General features: G+C 67.4%; 20 protein-coding genes. 15 read left to right on the forward strand and 5 right to left on the reverse strand.

Annotated elements, in window-relative coordinates:
• Positions 1-90: 90 nt before the first annotated feature.
• The gene (locus ACUVWL_RS20505; protein WP_445978702.1) at positions 91-411 is read right to left on the reverse strand and encodes a hypothetical protein; all 321 of its coding nucleotides are present in this window, start codon (positions 409-411) and stop codon (positions 91-93) included.
• 45 nt (positions 412-456) lie between these two features.
• Between ACUVWL_RS20505 and mltB the strand changes: the two genes are divergently transcribed.
• The 3 genes from mltB (at position 457) to ACUVWL_RS20520 (ending at position 4,188) form a co-directional block, all read left to right on the forward strand.
• Positions 457-1,602, forward strand: coding sequence for a lytic murein transglycosylase B (mltB, locus tag ACUVWL_RS20510; RefSeq protein WP_032957863.1), 1,146 nt, complete (start codon positions 457-459; stop codon positions 1,600-1,602).
• Positions 1,599-2,867, forward strand: coding sequence for a septal ring lytic transglycosylase RlpA family protein (locus tag ACUVWL_RS20515; protein WP_069117853.1), 1,269 nt, complete (start codon positions 1,599-1,601; stop codon positions 2,865-2,867). Before mltB ends, ACUVWL_RS20515 begins: the two co-directional genes overlap by 4 nt.
• Before the next feature lie 100 nt (positions 2,868-2,967).
• On the forward strand, positions 2,968-4,188 hold the full coding sequence (locus tag ACUVWL_RS20520) for a D-alanyl-D-alanine carboxypeptidase family protein (RefSeq protein ID WP_014648443.1): 1,221 nt from the start codon (positions 2,968-2,970) through the stop codon (positions 4,186-4,188).
• Positions 4,189-4,433: 245 nt separating this feature from the next.
• Here the strand turns inward: ACUVWL_RS20520 and ACUVWL_RS20525 are convergent, their stop codons facing one another.
• Entirely contained in the window at positions 4,434-5,492 is a 1,059-nt protein-coding gene (locus tag ACUVWL_RS20525) for a lipid A deacylase LpxR family protein (RefSeq protein WP_227864087.1), read from the reverse strand.
• Positions 5,493-5,844: 352 nt separating this feature from the next.
• Between ACUVWL_RS20525 and ACUVWL_RS20530 the strand changes: the two genes are divergently transcribed.
• The 7 genes from ACUVWL_RS20530 (at position 5,845) to gnd (ending at position 13,257) form a co-directional block, all read left to right on the forward strand.
• Positions 5,845-6,123, forward strand: a complete 279-nt coding sequence (locus ACUVWL_RS20530) for a YbeD family protein (RefSeq protein WP_005411067.1) — start codon at positions 5,845-5,847, stop codon at positions 6,121-6,123.
• Positions 6,111-6,821 carry a lipoyl(octanoyl) transferase LipB gene (gene lipB / locus ACUVWL_RS20535; RefSeq protein WP_014648440.1) on the forward strand — a complete coding sequence of 237 codons (711 nt, stop codon included), beginning with the start codon at positions 6,111-6,113 and terminating at the stop codon, positions 6,819-6,821. Before ACUVWL_RS20530 ends, lipB begins: the two co-directional genes overlap by 13 nt.
• Positions 6,822-6,839: 18 nt before the next feature.
• On the forward strand, positions 6,840-7,850 hold the full coding sequence (lipA, locus tag ACUVWL_RS20540) for a lipoyl synthase (RefSeq protein WP_032960206.1): 1,011 nt from the start codon (positions 6,840-6,842) through the stop codon (positions 7,848-7,850).
• 247 nt (positions 7,851-8,097) lie between these two features.
• A complete protein-coding gene (locus ACUVWL_RS20545) occupies positions 8,098-10,275 on the forward strand; it encodes a carboxy terminal-processing peptidase (RefSeq protein ID WP_142235160.1) in 2,178 nt (725 codons plus the stop codon).
• A 213-nt stretch (positions 10,276-10,488) separates the two neighbouring features.
• Positions 10,489-11,085 (forward strand): DUF2242 domain-containing protein, encoded by a 597-nt coding sequence (locus ACUVWL_RS20550; protein ID WP_134809306.1) that lies wholly within the window; start codon positions 10,489-10,491, stop codon positions 11,083-11,085.
• 2 nt (positions 11,086-11,087) lie between these two features.
• The gene (locus tag ACUVWL_RS20555) at positions 11,088-12,341 is read left to right on the forward strand and encodes a hypothetical protein (RefSeq protein WP_445978703.1); all 1,254 of its coding nucleotides are present in this window, start codon (positions 11,088-11,090) and stop codon (positions 12,339-12,341) included.
• Positions 12,342-12,351: 10 nt separating this feature from the next.
• On the forward strand, positions 12,352-13,257 hold the full coding sequence (gene gnd, locus ACUVWL_RS20560; RefSeq protein WP_014648435.1) for a phosphogluconate dehydrogenase (NAD(+)-dependent, decarboxylating): 906 nt from the start codon (positions 12,352-12,354) through the stop codon (positions 13,255-13,257).
• Positions 13,258-13,576: 319 nt separating this feature from the next.
• Here gnd and ACUVWL_RS20565 read toward each other — a convergent pair whose 3' ends face one another.
• Complete coding sequence (locus ACUVWL_RS20565; RefSeq protein ID WP_197606161.1) at positions 13,577-14,620, reverse strand: oxidoreductase; 1,044 nt, start codon at positions 14,618-14,620, stop codon at positions 13,577-13,579.
• 170 nt (positions 14,621-14,790) lie between these two features.
• Here ACUVWL_RS20565 and ACUVWL_RS20570 point away from each other — a divergent pair, with 170 nt between their 5' ends.
• From ACUVWL_RS20570 to ACUVWL_RS20585, 4 genes are all read left to right on the forward strand, one after another.
• Positions 14,791-15,174, forward strand: coding sequence for a BON domain-containing protein (locus tag ACUVWL_RS20570; protein ID WP_014648433.1), 384 nt, complete (start codon positions 14,791-14,793; stop codon positions 15,172-15,174).
• Between the two features lie 192 nt (positions 15,175-15,366).
• Positions 15,367-17,184 carry a sensor histidine kinase gene (locus ACUVWL_RS20575; RefSeq protein WP_197606163.1) on the forward strand — a complete coding sequence of 606 codons (1,818 nt, stop codon included), beginning with the start codon at positions 15,367-15,369 and terminating at the stop codon, positions 17,182-17,184.
• Positions 17,181-17,621: a response regulator gene (locus ACUVWL_RS20580; protein WP_005411057.1), complete on the forward strand. Its 441-nt coding sequence runs from the start codon at positions 17,181-17,183 to the stop codon at positions 17,619-17,621. The genes ACUVWL_RS20575 and ACUVWL_RS20580 overlap by 4 nt, the downstream gene beginning before the upstream one ends.
• Before the next feature lie 4 nt (positions 17,622-17,625).
• Positions 17,626-19,137 carry an ATP-binding response regulator gene (locus ACUVWL_RS20585; protein WP_046432552.1) on the forward strand — a complete coding sequence of 504 codons (1,512 nt, stop codon included), beginning with the start codon at positions 17,626-17,628 and terminating at the stop codon, positions 19,135-19,137.
• Positions 19,138-19,212: 75 nt separating this feature from the next.
• Here ACUVWL_RS20585 and ACUVWL_RS20590 read toward each other — a convergent pair whose 3' ends face one another.
• On the reverse strand, positions 19,213-19,956 hold the full coding sequence (locus ACUVWL_RS20590) for a 20S proteasome subunit A/B (RefSeq protein WP_197621863.1): 744 nt from the start codon (positions 19,954-19,956) through the stop codon (positions 19,213-19,215).
• A gap of 89 nt (positions 19,957-20,045) precedes the next feature.
• Here ACUVWL_RS20590 and folK point away from each other — a divergent pair, with 89 nt between their 5' ends.
• Positions 20,046-20,531 (forward strand): 2-amino-4-hydroxy-6-hydroxymethyldihydropteridine diphosphokinase, encoded by a 486-nt coding sequence (gene folK / locus ACUVWL_RS20595; protein WP_227864084.1) that lies wholly within the window; start codon positions 20,046-20,048, stop codon positions 20,529-20,531.
• A 65-nt stretch (positions 20,532-20,596) separates the two neighbouring features.
• Here the strand turns inward: folK and ACUVWL_RS20600 are convergent, their stop codons facing one another.
• Positions 20,597-21,334, reverse strand: a complete 738-nt coding sequence (locus tag ACUVWL_RS20600) for a pteridine reductase (RefSeq protein WP_014648427.1) — start codon at positions 21,332-21,334, stop codon at positions 20,597-20,599.
• Positions 21,335-21,367: the final 33 nt, after the last annotated feature.

Raw genomic sequence — 21,367 nt, forward strand, 5'->3', positions numbered from 1 at the left:
TGACTGCGCAACGCCCGTTGTGGAAGCGTTCTCACACCGATGCACGACAGCACGCCCGCTGACGAAAGTCCGCAAAAAACGTTAGCTGGTTCACACTTTTACACCGCGTTGATCTTGATCAATGGACTTGTCGTAATCGGCCTGCACAATGGCGGCCCGTTCGGCACGGCGCGCCGTCAATCGTTGCAGCGCGAGGGGGCGTCGGGCGGGAAGCAGTACTGATCCAACGGGTACAGGGAGCGCGGGGTACTGCCACTGGGGAGCGGCAGCCGCGCAGGTACCGACCGGATCCGGTCGCCGGTTGCGTCTGCGGGGATGGGGACGCAACCGGCAACCTCCATCTGAATGGGGAAGGGCGATCACGATGCCTTCACATTTCCCGCTGGTCGCAGGCAAATCGTTGTGATTCATGGTGTTAGGGGTTTTAATTCATCCATGACCTGCTAACCTGCGACGATGATTCGACGCACTCTGGCCTGCATGCTCACCCTCGGCCTGGTCGCCTGCGCGACCCAGCCGAAGTCCCCACCGTCTTCGCCCCAGGCCAGCAGTACGCCGCGCCAGCCCGCCGCCAAGGCCCATGGCCCGGCCGAGGCCGCGCCTGAAGCCACCGCCGCCACCGCGGCGCCGGTCGATCTCACCCCGGTGCCGTTCGAGGTCGCACGGGCCCGCTTCATTGCCGATACCGCCAAGCGCTATGGCCTGAAGCCGGAGCAGATCAGCAGCGTGCTCGACCAGGCGCAGGTGCGCCAGCCGATCATCGCCGCGATGTCGCGCCCGGCCGAACGGGTCAAGCCGTGGAATGAGTACCGGCCGATGTTCATCAGCAAGGCGCGCATCGATGGCGGCCGCGCGTTCCTGGCCGAACACCGCGCCGAACTGGATCGCGTGCAGCAGCGCACCGGCGTGCCGGCCGAAGTGATCGTCGCGATCATCGGTGTGGAAACCAGCTACGGCAGGAATGCTGGCAGCCATCGCGTGCTCGATGCGCTGTACACGCTGGCGTTCTATTACCCGCGCAGCGGCGACCCGGCCAAGCTGGAACGCGAAGTGCGCCGCGAGCTGTTCTTCCGCGATGAGCTGGCCAAGCTGTTCGAGTTGGGCCACGAAGAGAAACTGGATATCACCACGCTCAAGGGCAGTTATGCCGGTGCGATGGGCATGGGCCAGTTCATGCCGTCCAGCTATCTCGACTACGCCGTGGACGGAAACGGTGATGGCCGCCGCGACCTGTTCACCAGCTACGACGACGTGTTCTCGTCCATCGCCAACTACTTCGTGAAGAAGGGCGGCTGGGTGCGTGGCGGGCAGGTGGCCGTGCCGGCCACGCTGGCGCCGGGCCGCGAGGAGTTCAATCCGACCGAATGGATGCCGACCTGGACGATGGCCGACCTGGCGCAGCGCGGCTACCAGCCGGGCGCGCCGGTGCAGCCGGGCGCCACCGCCACGCCGATCACGCTTGAAGGCAGCACCGGCAAGCAGTACTGGCTGGGCTTCCAGAACTACTACGCGATCACCCGCTACAACCTCTCGAAGATGTACGCGATGGCCGTGTTCCAGTTGTCCCAGGCCATCGCCGGACAGGAGCTGCCCCCGGCATGAACATCAGATGGCTGGTCCCAGGCTTGATCGTCCTCGCGCTGGCTGCCTGCAGCAGCGCGCCGAAGAAGCCGGCCACGGCCGGCCATGGTGGCAAGTCCGGCGGCACGCTGGTGCAGGGGCGTGGCTCGCGCCCGGCACACTGCCCGGAAGGGTCACCGTACGCGGCGGCCAAGGAAGACCTGAGCACCCGCGGCAACTACACTGCCGGTGGCCTGTACAAGCCGGGCGTGCGTGACAGCACGCCGGATTACATTCCCAACGTGGCCTGCATTCCCGAGCCGGAAGTGACCGCCGAGGAGCGCTCGGCGATCGGCAACAAGTCGCCGTACGTGGTGCTGGGGAAGTCGTACAAGGTGCTCGACGATACCCACGACTATGTCGAGCGCGGTACCGCGTCGTACTACGGCGCCAAGTTCCATGGCCGCCTGACCTCCAACCGCGAGGTCTACGACATGTACCAGTTCACCGCCGCGCACAAGACGCTGCCGCTGCCCAGCTTCGCCCGCGTGACCAACCTCGACAATGGCGAGTCGGTGATCGTACGCGTCAACGACCGCGGCCCGTTCCACGATGGTCGCGTGGTCGATCTCAGTTATGCCGCCGCCGTGCGCCTGGGCATCACCCAGCGCGGTACCGGCAACGTGGAAGTGCGCGCGCTGCAGCCGGGCGAGAGCAACCTGCTGGCGCAGAAGCCGTCCCGCCGCGAGCGTCGTGCCGCCGAAGCGGCAGCTGCGGTGGCCAGTGCACGCCCGGCAGCGACCGCGCGCGCCACTGCCGACAGCGATATCGATCGCCTGGTCAAGCGCCTGCCGGCCGATGGCATGCCGGCACGCGGCCAGCCGGCCACCACCCAGGGCGTGGCCAGCACCGTGCCGGACGTGGCGGTCAGCAGCCTGCCGCCGAGTGCACCGCTGCGCAGCACCGCACCGGCGCCGGTTGCAGTCGCCAGCGCCGCGCCGCGCGCCGTCGCGCCGGCACCCGTGCGCACCGTCGCCGCCACGCCGGCGGCACCCAGCCTGTCGCAGCAGGTGGTGGGCGCGGTGATGGTGCAGGTCGCCAGCTTCTCCAGTCGCGACAACGCCAACCGTGCGATGGGCCAGCTCAACGCTGCCGGCATCGTCGGCGCGACCATCAGCGACATCGCCGCCGGTGGCCGCACCCTGTTCCGTCTGCGCGTTCCTGCCACCGACCATGCCAGTGCCGCGGAACTTGCCGGCCGCATCGCCGGTCTGGGCCTGGGTTCGCCGCAGATCGTCAAGGATTGATCCGCCCGGGCCGGTGCTGCCGGCCCAGGCTCCCCCGGCCTTACAATGGCCGTTACGTTCCACCCTCCATTCCCGGCCGTCCCCTGGAGCCTGCTGTCCAATGAATTTCCGTTCCGCCGCCACCGCCCTGGCCGCCACCCTGGTGGTGGGCCTGGCTTCCGCCCAAACGCCGCTGCCGACCCCGGCCACGCCGGCGCCTGCCGCCGCCGCTGCCGCCCCGGCCACCGTCGCGACCCCGCCGGCCCCGGCCCCGAGCGTGTCCAAGGCCTGGGTCCTGATGGACTACGCCACCGGCCAGGTGCTGGCCGGCGAGAACATCCACGAGCAGCTGGCCCCGGCCAGCATCACCAAGGTGATGACGTCGTACGTGGTTGCCGCCGAGGTCAAGAACGGCAAGGTCCGTGCAGATGACCAGGTGATGATGAGCGAGCGCGCCTGGCGCGAAGGTGGCGCCGGTACCGACGGCAGCTACAGCGGCTTCCCGGTCAACCAGACCGCACGCCTGGAAGACATGGAAAAGGGCATGGCGATCCAGTCCGGCAATGACGCCGCGATCGCCCTGGCCGAGCATGTGGCCGGCAGCGAAGAGGCCTTTGCGTCGCTGATGAACAGCTACGCCGCCAAGATCGGCATGAAGGACTCGCACTTCGTCAACGCCCACGGCCTGACCGCACAGGGCCACCACAGCACCGCCTACGACCTGGCGCTGCTGGGCCGCGCGATGGTGCGTGATTACCCGGAAACCTACGCGTATAACAAGATCAAGGAATTCCAGGTCGGCAACATCAAGCAGCCGAACCGCAACCTGCTGCTGTGGCGCGATGGCAGCGTGGATGGCATCAAGACCGGCCACACGTCCGAAGCCGGCTACTGCCTGATGAGCTCGGCCCAGCGTGGCGACCAGCGCCTGATCGCCGTAGTGCTGGGTGGTGCGTCGGAGAAGCAGCGTGCCGACGACAGCCTGGCCCTGCTGAACTGGGGCTTCCGCTTCTTCGAGACCCATCGCCTGTACGAGCCGGGCAAGGCCGTGGCCGAGCACAAGGTCTGGAAGGGCACCACCGACAAGGTACAGCTGGGCGTGGCCCAGCCGATGCTGGTGAGCGTGCCGCGCGGCCGCTACAACGATCTGAAGCCGAGCATCGACGTGCCCAAGACCCTGGAAGCACCGTTCACCGCCGGCCAGCAGATCGGCACCGTGAAGGTCACGCTGGATGGCAAGGTCATCGCCGAGGCACCGCTGGTGGCCGTGGCCGCCGTCGAGCAGGCCGGCTTCTTCAAGCGCCTGTGGGACAGCTTCTGGATGTGGTGGGAATCGGAATGATCCACGCCTTTGCGTGGTGAACGAAAAGGTCGGCCAATGCCGGCCTTTTCTGTTTCGGAAGGCCGCTTCCCCCCGCACGCGGGGGGTAGCCGGCCGCTGGCCGGCTCCCCAGCAACTCATCCGGAACTGCCGGCAGCCGGCCAGCGGCCGGCACCACCTGCAGCGCCTGACTTGCAGCGAGCGATGCGGTAACCGGTGTGCCGACCAACGGTCGGCACCTACCCGCTTCACCCTCAGCCCCTCGCCTACAGCGAGCGGCTGATGGTGAAACTGCCGAACACCGGCGATTGGCGCTGGCCGTTGAACTCCCGCGTGCTGTGGTAACGCGCAGCGGCGAACTTCCAGCGTCCGTACATCACGGCCACGCCATAGCCGCCGTAGGCCACCACATGGCGCTTGTCCACGCTGTGACTGTTGCGGAACGTGTTGCCATCCAGCGTGATGTCGCGGATCACCCAGGCCGCGTCCGAGGTCGCGAACAGGTGCCAGGACCAGCCATTGGGACGGCCGCTGCGGGTCGGTGCCGTGTTCTCACCGGCCGGGCGCAACGGCGTGCTGCCGAAGTCGTCCGGCAGCTTCCAGCCGAAGCGCACTTCACCGCCGAGGTTGGCCTTGGTTTCCAGATTGCCGATCGAGCCGCCGTAGTGGCTGATCGCGTCCCAACCCCAGCCGTCTGCATTGATGCTGGCATCACCCGGCCAGCGGCGCATGCGCTCATGGGTCAGCATGAACAGCGGCTCGTTGTGCAGCTGGTTGTCCCAGCCCTTGAATTTCTCGTCGCCCAGCACTTCGTGCACGGCATTCTGCACCTGCTTGCCCTGTGCCCACGGGCCAACTACGCCCAACGTCAGCTGGGTGGTCTGCAGGCGGTCGCCGCTGCGCGCATTGAAACCGAAATTTGCGATCAGTACGCCCGCGTAAGGGCGGTCGTCCTCGATCAGGTCCCTGCGGCTGAAATCGGTCGGGGTGAAGATGCCCTGGCCGATGCTGAAGATCATGTTCTGCTGTTCGAACCTGCCCGGATGCAGGCCTTCCAGGTACTGGTTCACCCAGCGCGCCATGCGCGGAAGGCACGGGTCGTCGGTGTAATCGACCAGATTGGGCGAGACCAGGGTCAACAGCGCACCGTTGGTATAGCCCTGGTCCTGGTGGCGGCCGCCGAACAGGTCGTTGTCGACGCGGAAATTGACCTGCGGCGGGTGATCGCGCATCGCGTCCGGGCCACATTGTTCGGCCGCCTGGGCGGCAAGGGGGAGGGCAGAGGCCAGCAGGCCGGCCAGCCCGAGGGCTGCGACACTATGCATGGATGGAATGCTCATGGGGAAAGGGGCGGTTTTCTGTCGTTTTCTGCAACGCTACGGTACTCGTGCCCGCGCGCCGGAACGAGCACGTTGGGATCACTTGTCTGTTCCGAAAACAACATTGTCCGGCGGACACAATTCGTTACCCGCGCACGCGCCGCAGGCCTGGCGTGAAGGCGACTGCAGGCCGCGCGCACGATGCCCCGGTCAGTGAGGGGCCGAAAGAACCAGTCAGCTGCCGTTGGGCTCTCCGCCCGCGCTTTTGGGCCAGCTGCAACGCAGCAGGCCGCCAGTGCTGTCTTTGACGTTGATGAATACTCTTGGGTTTGTTGCCCTGCGGCCCGATAATGGGGCCATGGAAATCAAGTCCGACAACCCCGACCACGGCTTCCAGTTCCCCGGCCAGTTCGAGCTCAGCGCCATGGGCCCGGCCAACCGCGGCCTGGAGCATGAGCTTCCCCGTCTGCTGCTGGCTGCCGGCATCGATGTGGTGAACGAACGCATCAGCTGGAAGCATTCGTCCAACGGCAAGTACGTGTCCGTGCGCATCGTGTTCAAGGCCGAGAGCCGCGAGCAGTACGACCTGGCGCACCAGGCGCTGCGCGACCACCCGGAAGTGAAGTGGACGCTGTAGCCGACAGCTGCCCGGCCGAAGCCGCCCCGGAAGACCGCGCACCGCGTCCGGCGGTGGTCCGCGACCTCGGCCGCCAGGCGTACGAGCCGGTGTGGCGCGCCATGCAGCGCTTCACCGACCAGCGCAGCGACGCCGACGCCGACGAACTGTGGGTAGTCGAGCACGATCCGGTGTTCACCCTGGGCCAGGCCGGCAAGGATGAGCACGTGCTGGCGCCGGGTGACATCCCCGTGCTGCACGTGGACCGTGGCGGCCAGGTGACCTATCACGGGCCCGGCCAGATCGTGGTCTACCCGCTGTTGCGCCTGCCGCGGCTGGGCATCGGTGTGCGCGACTACGTGTGCCGCATCGAGCAGGCCCTCATCGATACCCTGGCCGAGTGGAACATCGGCGCCGAACGCCGCGAGGGCGCCCCGGGCGTCTACGTCGGTGGCGCCAAGATCGCTGCGCTTGGCATCCGCGTGCGCCGCGGCTGCACCTTCCATGGCCTGGCCTTCAACGTGGCCATGGACCTGGAACCCTTCCACCGCATCAACCCCTGTGGCTATCAGGGGTTGCAGGTGACCTCGGTGGTAGACTTGGGCGGCCCCTCCGGGCTGGATGCCGTCAAGCCGGTGCTGCTGGACCACCTGGCCCGCCAGTTCGGCCTGCTGCTGCAGCACACGCCGGAACTGCCCGATCTTTCTGCGGCCGCCTGACCGCCCCCCGGAACTGCCATGACTGAAACCACCGCCCGTTCCATTCCCCTGCAGATCGTGCAGGGCGACTCTCCGTCCGCCGCGCCGTTGCAGGCCGGGGTCAAGCAGCTGGGCGGTGACAAGATCAACCGTTCGCCGGTGCAGTTCGCCGATGCGCCGGTGCTGCGCAAGCCGTCGTGGATCCGCGTGCGTATTCCCTCGGGCAACGCCGTGCAGAACCTGAAGGCCAAGCTGCGCGAGAACCGCCTGGTGACGGTGTGCGAGGAAGCCAGCTGCCCGAACATCCACGAATGCTTCGGCCATGGCACCGCCACCTTCATGATCCTCGGCGAGGTCTGCACCCGCCGCTGCTCGTTCTGCGACGTGGCCCATGGCCGCCCGAAGCCGCCGGATGCCAACGAACCGGCCAGCCTCGGCCAGACCGTGGCCGACATGGGCCTGAAGTACGTGGTGGTGACCAGCGTCGACCGCGATGACCTGCGTGACGGCGGTGCCCAGCACTTCGTCGACTGCATCACCGCCATCCGCGAAAAGTCGCCGGGTACCCGCATCGAAGTGCTGACCCCGGACTTCCGTGGCAAGGGCCGCATGGAGCGCGCGCTGGAGATCCTGGCGCAGAACCCGCCGGATGTGTTCAACCACAACATCGAGACCGTGCCGGACCTGTACCGCAACGTGCGCCCGGGTGCGGACTACCAGTGGTCGCTGAACCTGCTGAAGAACTTCAAGGCACAGCACCCGGACGTGCCGACCAAGAGCGGCATCATGCTGGGCCTGGGCGAAGACTTCGAACAGATCAAGGCCACGATGCGCGACCTGCGCGCGCACGATGTGGACATGATCACCATCGGCCAGTACCTGCAGCCGACCGCGCATCACCACCCGGTACTGAAGTACTGGACCCCCGAGGACTACAAGGCGCTGGAAGACTACGGCTACGCGCTGGGCTTCAGCCACGTGGCGTCCGGCCCGATGGTGCGCTCGTCGTACCACGCTGACGTGCAGGCCAAGGGCGCCGGCATCTCCTGAGGTGGGTGCGGACCGTTGGTCCGCATACCTCTGCCTGCCGCAGAGCCGAGCCCATGCTCGGCTGCTTGCTGCCGGCCAGCCGAGCATGGGCTCGGCTCTGCATGCATTCACAATTTGCTACACCGGCCCGGCTAGGCTGGTTTTCCACCGAGCGCGGCCGGATGACAAACCCGGCAACTTTCGGCACTGTCGTGGTGTCTGAACACCCTGCAGTCTCCCCCTTGGCAAGGCGCCTTCGAGCACGTCAATGAAATTCAAAGCCCCCGCATTCCTGATGGCCCTGGCGCTGGTCGCGCCGCTGGCGCTGGCGGCCAAGGCCGACTCGCCCGCATTGCCCGCGGCGGCCACCGCCGATCAGGTGACCACCTCCAAGCTGGTGTACGGCCTGTTGTCCGACAGCCGCTACGCCTACCGCCCGCGCGCGCTGGACGAGGCCACCTCCAAGGACGTGTTCAAGCGTTACCTGGAGACCCTGGACGGCGGCAAGCAGTACTTCACCCAGGCCGACGTGGCGCGCTTCGCGCCGTTCGAAGCCAACATCTCTTCGGCCATCCGTGGCGGCGAGCTGGAGCCGGCGTTCCAGGTGTTCGCGGTCTACAAGCAGCGCGTCGGCGAGCGCGTGGCCTATGCGCGCAAGCTGCTCAAGCAGGAGCCGGACTTCACCACCGACGAGCGCTTCGAATACGACCGCAAGAAGGTTCCGTGGGCGGCCAGCAGTGCCGAACTGGATGAGCTGTGGCGCAAGTCGGTGAAGAACGACTGGCTGCGCCTGAAGCTGGCCGGCAAGAAGCCGGACGACATCCGCAAGACGCTGGACAAGCGCTACGCGACGCTGGAGAAGTCGGTCAACGAGCTGAAGGGCGAAGACGTCTTCCAGTTCTTCATGAACGCCTACACCAGCGCTGTCGATCCGCACACCGACTACTTCACCCCGCGCACCGCCGAGAACTTCAACCAGGCGATGTCGCTGTCGCTGGAAGGCATCGGTGCGCAGCTGCAGCGGCAGGACGACATGGTGGTGATCCGCGAGATCATCGCCGGTGGTCCGGCCGCAGTGGACGGCACCCTGAAGCCGGGGGACCGCATCGTCGGCGTTGGCCAGGGCAAGTCCGGCCTGGTCGAGGATGTGATCGGCTGGCGCATCGACGACGTCGTGGCCAAGATCCGCGGTGCCAAGGATACCCAGGTCAAGCTGGAATTCATCCCGGCCGCCGAGGGCGTGGACGGCAAGCACCACACGCTGGTCCTGACCCGCCAGAAGGTGCGCCTGGCCGAACAGGCCGCCAAGGGCGAGACCATGAGCATCCCGGCCGCCAACGGCGAACCGGCGCGCAGGATCGGCGTGATCAAGCTGCCGACCTTCTACCAGGACTTCGAAGGCCGTCGCCGCAATGCCGCTGACTACGCCTCGGCCACCCGTGACGTCGCCAAGCTGCTGGCCGGCTTCAGGAACGACAAGCTGGATGGCGTGGTGCTGGACCTGCGCAACAACGGGGGGGGCTCGCTGGATGAAGCGATCGAACTGACCGGCCTGTTCATTGAACAGGGCCCGGTGGTGCAGGTGCGCGAGTCCGGTGGCCGCGTTACCGTCAACAGCGACCGCAACCAGGGCGTGGCGTGGGATGGCCCGCTGGCGGTGCTGATCAACCGCGGTTCGGCCTCGGCCTCGGAGATCTTCGCCGGTGCCATCCAGGACTACGGCCGTGGCCTGGTGATCGGTGAAACCAGCTTCGGCAAGGGCACCGTGCAGAACATCGTCGACCTCGATCGCTGGCCGAGCGGCGAGACCCAGCGCTTCGGCCAGGTCAAGCTGACCATCGCCCAGTTCTTCCGCATCAGCGGCAGCAGCACCCAGCACAAGGGTGTGGTGCCGGACCTGGCCTTCCCGGCCAGCGTCGATGCCACCGAATTCGGCGAAAGCACCTACGACAACGCCCTGCCGTGGACCCGCATCGCCGCCGTGCCGCACACCCAGTACGGCAACTTCGCGCCGCTGCTGCCGAAGCTGGAGACCCGCCACGACGCGCGCATCGCCACTGACAAGGAATTCCAGTGGTGGAACGAGGACGTGGAGCAGTTCCGCACCGAGGCCGCGAAGAAGTACATCTCGCTCAACGAGGCGACCCGTCGTGCCGAGCGCGAGCGCCAGGACGCCCAGCGCAAGGAGCGCCAGGTGCAGCGCAAGGAACTGGGCCTGGCCCTGGACCCGCTGGCCGACGACAGCAGCGACGATGGCCTGACCGGCAACGAGCGCGACATCGTCAAGGATGCCGCCCGTGAGAAGGCCGCTGAAAAGCGTCCGGACCCGCTGCTGCGCGAGTCGGCCTCGATCCTCGCTGACGCGGTCAATCTGCTGGCCAATGACCGCCCGCTGTCGGCCCAGGTGCTGCCGCAGTCCACCGGCGCGGGGCGCTGGGCGGACTGAGCCGGCCACGGCATGTGACACCTCAGGGGCCGGCATTGCCGGCCCCTCGTCGTAAAAGGGGACGGAGGGAATTAAGTCGTTTGTGGCACAAACGACTTAATTCCCTCCGTCCCTTTTTCGTGCATGAACCGGGAGCAACGTGGGAGGGTATGTCGACCTGCCGCACACGGGGGTGGGACTACCCTTGGTGCTTCCGTTCTCGCAGGAGTACCCATGCGGGCCTCCCGTCTTTCCAGCGCCGCCGTGGCGCTCACCAGCGCCCTGATCCTCTCGGCCTGCGGTGGCCGTGCCGCCGACAGCACCGTGTTGCGCGAGTCCTTCGATTCCGGCGATACCTTCTCGCGCACGGTCGATGGGCGCCCGGGCGAAGCCTGCGAAGCGGCGCGCCGCACGCTGCTCAGCCAGGGCTATGCCATCGCCCGTTCCGACGATGCACAGGTGGAAGGCAACAAGAACTTCCAGCCGCGCGAGGATGACCATGAGCAGCTGGTGCTGCGCATCTCCTGCGCCCCGCGTGGCGGCCAGACGCTGGTGTTCGTCAGCGCAGTGCAGGATCGCTACGCGCTGAAGAAGAGCCCGACCTCGGCCAGTGTCGGTGTGGGAGCGCTGGGTTCGGTATCGCTGCCCTTCGGCAGCAACGACGACTCGCTGGTGAAGGTGGCCAGCAGCACGGTCACCGATGCCGAGTTCTATCGTCGCTTCTTCCAGCGCCTGCAGCAGTACCTGCCGGCCGCGGCGGCCAAGCCGTCGCCATCGCCGGCGGCAGCACCGGAGCCCGCACCCGCACCGGCGGTCACGGACCAGGGCTGAGCGTGCGCGGCAGGTGGCTGATTGCAGCCCTGCTGCTGGCGCCCGCGTGGGTCGTCGCAGCGCCATCCCCGGACTGTACGCAGGGCCTGCTGCAGCGGTTGGGGTGGCGCTTCGAGGATGCCGAGCTGCGTGCACCGCAGGTACACAAGGGCCCGGTGTGTACGCGTTCCTCGCTCGCCGCGGCACAGGCAGCGGGTGACCTGCGCGTACGCTGGCCGGCGGATCTGCCTGCAGGCGAACGACAGGCACTGCTGCAGCAGCTGCTGGAAGACCCTGCCACGGTCTGCGCCTATGCCTTCGAGCTGGGGGCGGCCACGCGGCGCGCGACCTCGGCATTGCAGGGCAATGCCACGTTCCGTTTCTCCGGCCCGCAACTGGGCTGGATCGGCTTTGGTCTGCGCGGCGCGCCGGCACAGGGCTGGCAGCGTACGCGCAGTTTCGGCCGTGGCTTCGTGCCCAGTGCGGGCAACAGCCATGCGCTGCAGGCGTTCTACAGCGGTGCCGTGCGCGCCGAGTGCGGTGTCGGCCGCCAGGTCGCGCAGCTGGCCACCCAGCGCGAGCTGTATGGCGATGCTGCGTTCGATACAGAGTTCGCAGCGGATGAACTGTCGATCGGCACCTTCCTCGCGCTGCACGCCACCGACAGCATCCTGCTTGGCGCGCACGCGGGCGAGTTCTTCGCCGACGGCAAGGCGGTGCGCACCTCGGCGATGGGGCGGCAGGCGCTCGTGGGTGTGCCCGGCTTCATCGAACATGTGTACGACAACGGTACGCTGGATGACCTGAGCAACCAGGCCGAGAACTTCGTGGTCGTCACTGTGGGCGAGGGCGCTGCGCAGGCCCTGGCGCAGCACGGCGGCCTGGCCTGGTACGACCAGCGCAATGCCGAACTCTGGAACCTGGCGCAGGACATCCCGCGCATCGGCCAGCGCTACTTCGAGCGCCTGCTGTTCGAGCGCGATCCGCAGTTGCGCGCACGGCTGGCGCCGCGCTACCACGACACGCTCGCGCGCATGGACCAGCTGCTGGACGATCCGTTCTACCAGCAGTTCGTGATCTATGTGCATCCACGCGGTATACGTCCCATCGGCTACCACGTCGCCCGCCTGCTCGATCGCAACCCGCGAACCCCGTTTTCAATCGACCTGGCGGTGCACAATCTGCATACCACGCTCTACCGGCGTTGGCGCGAGGCGCAGCTGCGCCACTGCGCGGCTACCGGCAGGCCAGGCAGCCTGACCCTAGACCCCAACTGAAGGTGAAACAATGGATATTGCAATGATCGGCCTCGGCCGCATGGGCGCCAACATGGCCCAGCGCCTGCATCGCGGCGGCCACCGCGTGGTCGGCTACGACCCGGGCGAAGGCGCCCGCCAGCGCGCCGCCGAGGCCGGCCTGGAGGTGGTTGATTCGCTGGCCGCCGCCGTGGCCGCGCTGCCGGTGCCGCGCGTGGTGTGGCTGATGGTACCGGCCGGCGAAACCGTCGACCAGACGCTGGGCCAGCTGACCCCGCACCTGGCCGAGGGTGACATCGTCATCGACGGCGGCAACTCCAACTACCAGGACTCGATCCGCCGCGCTAAGGCGCTGGCCGAGGATGATCTGGGCTACGTCGACTGCGGCACCAGCGGTGGCGTGTGGGGCCTGCAGGAAGGCTACAGCCTGATGGTCGGTGGCGAAGCGTCGGTGGTGGAGCAGATCGCACCGTTGCTGCGCACGCTGGCCCCGGCCGAAGATCGTGGCTGGGGGCGCGTCGGCCCGTCCGGTGCCGGCCACTTCACCAAGATGGTCCACAACGGCATCGAGTACGGAATGATGCAGGCCTATGCCGAAGGCTTCGCGCTGATGGAGCGCAAGCAGGAGATGGAACTGGACCTGGCCCAGGTGGCCGAGGTGTGGCGCCACGGCAGCGTGGTGCGTTCGTGGCTGCTGGACCTGAGCACCGAAGCCCTCAAGCGCAATCCTTCGCTGGATGGCATTGCCCCGTACGTGGAGGATTCCGGCGAAGGCCGCTGGACCGTGGCCGAAGCCATCGCGCTGGATGTGCCGGCGCCGGTGATCACGCTGTCGCTGCTGGAACGCCTGCGCTCGCGCGAATCGAATTCGTTCACCGACCGCCTGCTGTCGGCGATGCGCAATGAATTCGGTGGCCACGCCATCAAGAAGTCGTAAGCACTGCGGTGGGGTCAGAGCCCTTCGGCGTTGCCGAAGGGATCCGGCCCCAGGCAGATCGGGGTCGGATCCCTTTCCGCGGGAACGGGCTCTGACCCCATGCAGCCAATCGAGCATGGCTCGACTCTACAGAAGCCTGCTCCGATCGCTTCCACGTTGACGTGTCGATCAAGGTCGACACCTACCGTCGGGCGCGGATAACTGTCGAAGGCGGGGGGGCCGCCATCTCACGGGTAGCCGTTTTTTGCCGTTGCTGTTGAGGTTGCCGGCCAGCGGCCGGCACTACCGCTTGTGCGGGTGCAGGGCGCAGCCCTCCCGATCACCCCAACGCGATCCGCCGCCCTTCGCGCGCGCTGTCCATGCCGGCCTGCAGCAACCGCATCAGCTGCAGCGCCTGCACCGGGCTGACCGTGGCTTCGCCCTCGCCGTGCATCGCCGCCGCGAACTGCGCATACAACCGGCGATAGTCGCCGGGCAGGTTGTCGACGGTGCTGCGTTGCACGTTGTCTTCGGTATCGCAGCGCACCAGCTCGCCATGCCGCGGATCGAGGCCCCAGCCTGGTGCGCCCGGCGCCACGCCGCGGCGCAGCTGCGCCTCCTGCACGTCCAGGCCGTGCTTGATCCAGCTGGCGGCGCTGCCATGCACACTGAAGTGCGGCGTCTGCGCTGCCACCAGGGAACCGGCGTGGACGATCGCCCGATGCCGTGGGTAGTGCAGTATCGCGTGGAAGTAATCGATGCCGCCGCCACCTTCGCGCTGCACGGCCAGGTCGGCATCGATTGCCTCGGGCCAGCCGAACAGCACCAGCATCTGGTCCAGCAGGTGCGGACCGAGGTCGTACCACAGGCCACTGCCGGGCCCGTCCTGTTCGCGCCAGCGGTCGCGCACCTGCGGACGGTAACGGTCGAAGTGCGCGTGGCACTCGGCCACGTCGCCCAAGCTGCCTTCGGCCAGCAGCGACTGCAGGGTGAGGAAGTCGGCATCGAAACGCCGGTTCTGGAACACGGTGGCGATGCGCCCGGCATCGCGTGCCGCAGCCAGCACCGTTTCCGCTTCGGCCACATCCAGCGCGAACGGCTTGTCGACCAGCACATGCTTGCCTGCCGCCAGCGCCGCGATGGCCAGTGGCGCGTGCTGTTCGTTCGGCGTGGCGATCACTACGGCATCCACGGCCGGATCATCGAATACCTGCTGCGGCGTGGCACGCACGTGCACATCGCTGAACGTCCGCAGCAGGGTGTCGCGTTGTGAACTGACGATGCTGTGCAGCGCCAGCCCGGGGCTGTGCTGGATCAGCGGTGCATGGAAGACGCGGCCGGCGAAGCCGTAGCCGATCAGGGCCAGTTGCAGGTCGGGGCGCATGGCAGGGCTCCGGCAGTGGGAAGGGCAGGGTAAACGACGGGGACTGGCAGTCCAAAACTGAACGGTTGCCATTGGAAACGCTTCGATTCACGGCGGCATGACCGCAACGCCACGCCTGCTCTACGGTGGGTTGTCCAGACTGGCAGCACATTCCGAAGGAGTACGACACGATGAGCAATACCACCCGCACGCTGATTGCTTCCGCCCTGACCCTGGGCCTGGCGCTGTCCTCCTCGGCCGCATTCGCCAAGGACCCGGCCGCGAAGAGCCCGCCGACCAGCACCCATCCGACGACCCATGCTGATCGTCACGACTCCAATGAGCCGGTGACCGATACCTGGATCACCACCAAGGTGAAGGCCGATCTGCTGGCCAGCAGCAACGTTCCGGGCACCGAGATCAAGGTGGAAACCGTGAACGGCGTGGTCAGCCTGAGCGGTGCCGTCGCTACGCAGGCGGAGAAGGACAAGGCGGTCAACACCGCCAAGGGCATCAAGGGCGTGACCCGCGTCGATGCCGCCGCGCTTAAGGTCAGCGCCGCTGCCAAGCGCTGAGCATCCACCGCGCGTTGAACAGGGTGGGCGCCCCGAAGGGGGCGCCCACTCGCGTATGGGGCCGGCTGCGGGGGCCCGTTCAGCCTGCCGCGCTTTGGGCTCCAGAGTTGTGACCGCCTGCGCTATATTGCCGGTTCCGCCGCAGCCGGGCTCGTCCCGGGTCCCGCTCCGCGGCCGTGCTGACGAGGAACTATGGCGCTGGTTTTCAGTGACGACATCTGGGACCGCTGGCGGTTGCCGGCCCTGGCGCTGGCGGCTGCCGCGATCATCGTGGTGCCGTGGTTGACCCTGCGCAAACTGCAGCAGGACAGCGAAGAGGCGATGGCCTGGGTCAACCACACCCAGTCCGTTGGTGTGGCGCTGCAACAGCTGCAGGCCGATGTGCGCGACGTCGAATCCGCCGCCCTGACCCTGTCCAAGGGCGTGGATGCGCCCGGCCTGCGCGAGCGGATGGCCAAGGCCAACGAGATCCCCGGGCGCCTGGCCGAACTGGGCCGGATGACGCGTGACAATCCCGATCAGCTGATCCGCATTGGTCGGATCGAATCGATGCTCGAAGGCCGCATGGCGCTTGCCCGCGAGCTGGCCCGGTCCGAACCGAACTCCGACCAGCGTGAGCTGGTGCAGGACCTGAGCACGCGTTATCCGATCCGTGGCCTGGTGGAGGAGCTGCAGGCCAGCGAGCAGAATCTGCTGGCACTGCGCGCCCAGCAGGCCGCGCGCCAGCGCAAGCAGACCGAACTGGTGTCGTGGAGTTCGCTGGCGATCCAGCTGGCCCTGCTCGGCCTGGTGCTGTGGCTGCTGCAGCGGCAGATCGGCCGCCGCCTGCATGCGGAACGGCAATCGCTGCGCTCGGCCGCACGCGCGGCGTCGGTGCTGCAGACCGTGCGCGAACCGATCGTGCTGCTCGACCGCGACCTGCGCGTGCAGCTGCACAACCCGGCGTTCGCCGAACTGTATGACCTGCAGGACGAGCGCGCCGATGGCCTGCTGCTGGAAAACATCGGCGACGGCGCCTGGCGGGATCCGGTGGTGCGCCAGCGCCTGGCCGATGTGCTGTCGCGTGGCCGCGAACTCTGGGACTTCGAGCATGAGCAGCGTACCGCCGATGGCATGGTGCGCTACATGCTGCTCAACGCACGGCGCATGCCGCTGCCCGATACCGATGACGAAGTGGTGCTGCTGACCATCAGCGACGTCACCATGCAGCGCGCAGTGCAGCTGCGCGTGGAAGAGCTGAACCGCCAGCTGGAGGGCAAGGTCGCGCAAGTGTCCGAGGTCAACCGCGAGCTGGAAGCCTTCAGCTACTCGGTTTCGCATGACCTGCGTGCGCCGCTTCGCCACGTGGCCGGATTCTCCGACAAGCTGTCGCGCCACCTCGGCGACGCCGCCGATGACAAGAGCCGGCATTACCTGGAGGTGATCTCCAGTTCGGCCCGGCGCATGGCGGCGCTGATCGACGACCTGCTGGTCTATTCGCGGCTGGGCCGCGCGGCGATGCGCCAGCAGGCGGTGGACATGCAGTCGCTGGTGGCCGATACCCGCGCCATGCTCGATGCCAACCTGCAGGCTGAGGCCGAGAACGGCGGCCATGCGCACCACGTGGAGTGGAGCATCGCGCCGCTGCCGATCGTGGTGGGCGACGAGAACATGATCCGCCAGGTCTGGCTGAACCTGCTCGGCAACGCGGTGAAGTACTCGGGCAACCGCGAGCCGGCGAAGATCCGCGTGGACTACCAGCCGCAGCCCGATGGCGGCCATCAGTTCACGGTCAGCGACAATGGTGCAGGCTTTGACATGGCCTACGCCGGCAAGCTGTTTGGTGTATTCCAGCGCCTGCACAAGGCCAGCGACTACCCGGGGACCGGCATCGGCCTGGCCAGCGTGCGCCGCGTGCTGACCCGCCATGGCGGCCGTATCTGGGCCGAGGCCGAACCGGACGTCGGCGCCACCTTCCACTTCTACCTGCCTCCCGCGATCGACGCGGACAAACAAGGGCCTTCTGCATGACCACTCTGCGCACCATTCTTCTCGCCGAAGACAGCCCGGCGGATGCCGAAATGGCGATCGATGCCCTGGAAGAGGCGCGTCTGGCCAATCCCATCGTGCACGTCGAAGACGGCGTGGAAGTGATGGACTACCTGCTGCGCCGCGGCGCCTTCGCCAATCGCGAGGAAGGCCTGCCGGCGGTGCTGCTGCTGGACATCAAGATGCCGCGCATGGATGGCCTGGAAGTGCTTCGGCAGATCCGCGAGCATGAAGAACTCAAGCGCCTGCCGGTGGTGATCCTGTCGTCCTCGCGCGAGGAAAGCGATCTGGCCCGCAGCTGGGACATGGGCGTGAACGCCTACGTGGTCAAGCCGGTGGACGTGGACCAGTTCTTCGGCGCGGTGCAGACCCTGGGCAAGTTCTGGGCGTTGATCAACCAGGCACCGGAACTCGAGTGAACCCATGCCCCTGACCGGTCCCGCCCTGGGGGCGCTGCGCATCCTGCTGGTGGAAGACTCACCAGAGGATGCCGAGCTGATGTCCGAACAGATGCTCGACGCGGGCCTGGACGCCCGCTTCGAGCGTGTCGAGAGCGAGGCGGAACTGCGCCAGGCACTGGCTGCGTTCCAGCCGGACATCGTGCTGTCCGACCTGAGCATGCCGGGGTTCTCCGGTGATGACGCGCTGCGCATCGTGCGCGAGACCTCGCCGGACGTGCCCTTCATCTTCGTCTCCGGCACGATGGGTGAGGAGAACGCGGTGGCGGCGCTGCAGAAGGGCGCCAATGACTACATCATCAAGCACCTGCCGGCGCGCCTGCCGTCGGCGGTGGCGCGTGCGATCCGCGATGCACGCAGCGCGGTGGAGCGTGCACGGGTGGAAACCGAGCTGATGCGCGCGCAGCGCCTGGAAAGCCTGTCGCTGCTTGCTGCCGGCCTCAGCCATGACCTGCGCAACATCCTGCAGCCATTGCTGATCATGCCGGACCTGCTGAAGGCGCGCACCGAGGATCCGCAGCTGCACCACCTGGCCGATGTCATCGCCGAGTGCGGTCGCCGTGGCCATGAGATGGCCGAATCGATGCTGTCGTTCGTGCGCGGTTCGCGCAAGCCGAGCGAGCGCATCGAGATCGATGGCTTGTTCGATGCGGTTGCACTGCTGTTGCGCAGCAACGTGCCCGATGCCGTGCGCCTGGAACTGCAGGTGCAGGACGAAGGCCTGGTGGTCGATGCCAACTACACCGAGCTGCAGCAGGTGATGTTGAACCTGGCGCTCAACGCGATCCAGGCGATGCCCAACGGCGGTCGCCTGAGCCTGACCGCCAGCCATGCCGGCCAGCGCGATGGCGTGGACTGGATGCGGATCTGCGTGGCCGATGAAGGCATCGGCATGGATGCAGACACGCTGTCGCACCTGTTCAATCCGTTCTTCACCACCAAGGCCGACGGCACCGGCCTGGGCCTGATTTCCTGCAAGCGCATCGTCGAAGGTGCCGGCGGCAGCATCCATGTCAGCAGCCAGCCGGGGCAGGGCACCTGCTTCGAACTGCACTTGCCGATGCACGAAGCCAGCGACGGCAGTGAGCCGATCGAGCAGCTGGTGGCCCTGGGCAGTGGCCAGTCGATCCTGGTGGTCGATGGCGAGGCCACGCGCTTGTCGTTGCTCGGCAATGCGCTGTCAAGCCAGGGATATCAGCTGCAGCTGGCCTCCGATGGCCCGGCGGCGCTGCGCTGGATGCAGCAGGAGGCAATGCCGGCGCTGGTGATTGCCGACGCCGGCTCGAAGTTGTTGCCGGCCAGCCAGCTGCTGGGCGAGATGGCCACGCTGGGCTATCGCGGCCCGGCGCTGGTGCTGGAAGACGCAGCGGTGGAGGTGGCGGCCGATGCATTTCCCGCTGGCGTGCAGGTGCACGTGCTGCGCAAGCCGCTGCAGATGCAGCAGGTGTTCCGCGCGGTGTCCGAAGCGCTGGGCTGATGTCGCGGTAGTGCCGGCCGCTGGCCGGCATCCCTGTGTGGTGGGATCAACGCGGTTGCCGGCCAGCGGCCGGCACTACCGTTCGGTAGGTTCCCAGGGGAAGCGTGGCAGGGCGTCCACTGCCTGTTCCAGCCGCCGCGACCAGTTCTGGTGGATGTCCGCATACAGCGTGGAATCCGCACCCAGCCGCAGCTGCTGGCCGATGCGCAGTTCGCCGTCGCGCAGCAGCGCCAGGTCGATCGGCAGGCCCACCGACAGGTTGGAACGGATGGTGGAGTCCAACGAGACGATCGCCGTGCGTGCGGCATCCTCCAGGCGCGTGGCCGGGCTGAGGATGCGGTCGAGGATCGGCTTGCCGTACTTGGATTCACCGATCTGCAGGTAGGGCGTCTCCGGCGAGGCGGCGATGGCGTTGCCGAGCGGATAGATCATGTACAGCCCGGGGCGCTCGCCGGCGATCTGCCCGCCGAAGATCAGCGTGGCCTGGGTATTGACCCCATCGTGGCCATGTTCGCTGTGGTTGGTGTGCACCTGGCTGTCCACCAGCAGCTGGCCGACGTACTCGGCGGCTTCGAACAGGTGGGGCATGTCGCGCAGGTTGGGCACGCGCCGCTCTGCGGCGTCGCGGCCCAGACGCGACACCAGCAGCTGGGTGGTGGCCAGGTTGCCAGCCGCCATCAGCACGTAGGCTGCCTGGCCGGGATACTCGAACACGTGCAGCTTGCGATGCACGCGCACATCGTCCAGCGAGGCATTGGTCCGGGTGTCGGCAGCGAAGACCAGGCCCTCGTCCACCTCGATTCCAACGCAATAGGTCATGTCGGTGCCCTATCATGTGCATCCCGGATTGTAGGCAGGCCGCCGTGACGACGGCATGTCCACGCCCCCATTGCTGCCACCTGAACCGCATGACGACCGTGCTCCTGAGCCTGGGCAGCAATGTCCAGCCCCGCCGCTACCTCCACGCCGCGGTGGCGGCCCTGCGCGAGCGCTTCGGCGCGCTGCAGGTATCGCCGGCCTACCGTACCGCCGCGGTCGGCTTCGATGGCCCGGCCTTCCTCAACAATGCGGTGGCGATCGAGACCGATCTGCCGCTGCAGGAACTGGACGACTGGCTGCACGCGCTGGAAGACGCGCACGGTCGCGACCGCAGCGGGCCGCGCTTCTCCGACCGGACCCTGGACATCGACGTGGTGTTCTATGGCGACCTGGTGCTGGAAGGCCCGGGGCACCTGCGCATCCCGCGGCCGGAGCTGAAGCACGCGTTCGTGCTGAAGCCGCTGGCCGACATCGCGCCGGGCTTCATCGACCCGGTCAGCGGCCAGAACCTGGCCACGCTGTGGCGCGCGCACCCGCAGTTTGGCGAGGCATTCGAGGTGGTGGATCTGGAGTGACGGGGTCAGATCCCTTTTCCCGCCGGGAAAAGGGATCTGACCCCGTTGTGGACCCCGGCAACCTTTCAGCTGACCGTACGCCCGCCGTCCACGCGCAGGGTGTGGCCGGTGACGAAGCTGGCCTCGGCCACCAGCCAGTACACCGCCTCGGCGATCTCCTCGACGGTGCCGATCCGCGCCAAAGGCGTGCGTGCCAGCAGCGCCTCGCGGGCGAAATCATCCTTGCCCTGTTCCGGCCACAGGATCGCACCCGGCGCTACTGCATTGACCCGCACCTTCGGCGCCAGCTCCAGCGCCAGCGCGCGCGTTGCCATCTCCAGCGCGGCCTTGGCCATGGTGTAGGCGATGTGGTCACGCATCGGGTCGGTGCCGTGCAGGTCGGTGAGGTTGACGATGCAGCCCTGCTGGCGGCGCAGGTAGGGCGCTGCCGCCTGTGACAGCAGCAGCGGCGCGCGTGCATTGACCGCATACAGCGCGTCCATCGCCTCGGCGGTGACCTGGCCGAGCGGGGTGGGGAAGAAGTTGGAGGCGTTGTTGACCAGCGCGTCCAGGCGGCCGAAGTGGGTGACGGCCTGTTCGACCAGATCGGCCAGGGCGTCGGCGTCACGCAGGTCGGCCTGCAGGGCCAGCACGCTGCCCGGGCGCACGTTGTCGAAATCGAACGCAGCCTGCTGCAGCTCGGCGCTGGAGGTGTTGGCGTGCAGCACCACCGACCAGCCACAGGCGTGGAACTGGCGGGCGATGGCCGCACCGATCCGGCGCGCGCTGCCGGTGATCAGGACCACGGGGTGGGTATCGCTCATCGAGGGTCCTCCAAGGCTCGGCTATCCTGTGCA

Source organism: Stenotrophomonas muris, from assembly GCF_052751275.1.

What these genes read in the sequence shown, in the direction of transcription:
- ACUVWL_RS20505 (WP_445978702.1), bottom strand. Translation starts at nt 411, where the DNA reads ATGAATCACAACGATTTGCCTGCGACCAGCGGGAAATGTGAAGGCATC.
- mltB (WP_032957863.1), top strand. Translation starts at nt 457, where the DNA reads ATGATTCGACGCACTCTGGCCTGCATGCTCACCCTCGGCCTGGTCGCC.
- ACUVWL_RS20515 (WP_069117853.1), top strand. Translation starts at nt 1,599, where the DNA reads ATGAACATCAGATGGCTGGTCCCAGGCTTGATCGTCCTCGCGCTGGCT.
- ACUVWL_RS20520 (WP_014648443.1), top strand. Translation starts at nt 2,968, where the DNA reads ATGAATTTCCGTTCCGCCGCCACCGCCCTGGCCGCCACCCTGGTGGTG.
- ACUVWL_RS20525 (WP_227864087.1), bottom strand. Translation starts at nt 5,492, where the DNA reads ATGCATAGTGTCGCAGCCCTCGGGCTGGCCGGCCTGCTGGCCTCTGCC.
- ACUVWL_RS20530 (WP_005411067.1), top strand. Translation starts at nt 5,845, where the DNA reads ATGGAAATCAAGTCCGACAACCCCGACCACGGCTTCCAGTTCCCCGGC.
- lipA (WP_032960206.1), top strand. Translation starts at nt 6,840, where the DNA reads ATGACTGAAACCACCGCCCGTTCCATTCCCCTGCAGATCGTGCAGGGC.
- ACUVWL_RS20545 (WP_142235160.1), top strand. Translation starts at nt 8,098, where the DNA reads ATGAAATTCAAAGCCCCCGCATTCCTGATGGCCCTGGCGCTGGTCGCG.
- ACUVWL_RS20550 (WP_134809306.1), top strand. Translation starts at nt 10,489, where the DNA reads ATGCGGGCCTCCCGTCTTTCCAGCGCCGCCGTGGCGCTCACCAGCGCC.
- gnd (WP_014648435.1), top strand. Translation starts at nt 12,352, where the DNA reads ATGGATATTGCAATGATCGGCCTCGGCCGCATGGGCGCCAACATGGCC.
- ACUVWL_RS20565 (WP_197606161.1), bottom strand. Translation starts at nt 14,620, where the DNA reads ATGCGCCCCGACCTGCAACTGGCCCTGATCGGCTACGGCTTCGCCGGC.
- ACUVWL_RS20570 (WP_014648433.1), top strand. Translation starts at nt 14,791, where the DNA reads ATGAGCAATACCACCCGCACGCTGATTGCTTCCGCCCTGACCCTGGGC.
- ACUVWL_RS20575 (WP_197606163.1), top strand. Translation starts at nt 15,367, where the DNA reads ATGGCGCTGGTTTTCAGTGACGACATCTGGGACCGCTGGCGGTTGCCG.
- ACUVWL_RS20580 (WP_005411057.1), top strand. Translation starts at nt 17,181, where the DNA reads ATGACCACTCTGCGCACCATTCTTCTCGCCGAAGACAGCCCGGCGGAT.
- ACUVWL_RS20585 (WP_046432552.1), top strand. Translation starts at nt 17,626, where the DNA reads ATGCCCCTGACCGGTCCCGCCCTGGGGGCGCTGCGCATCCTGCTGGTG.
- ACUVWL_RS20590 (WP_197621863.1), bottom strand. Translation starts at nt 19,956, where the DNA reads ATGACCTATTGCGTTGGAATCGAGGTGGACGAGGGCCTGGTCTTCGCT.
- folK (WP_227864084.1), top strand. Translation starts at nt 20,046, where the DNA reads ATGACGACCGTGCTCCTGAGCCTGGGCAGCAATGTCCAGCCCCGCCGC.
- ACUVWL_RS20600 (WP_014648427.1), bottom strand. Translation starts at nt 21,334, where the DNA reads ATGAGCGATACCCACCCCGTGGTCCTGATCACCGGCAGCGCGCGCCGG.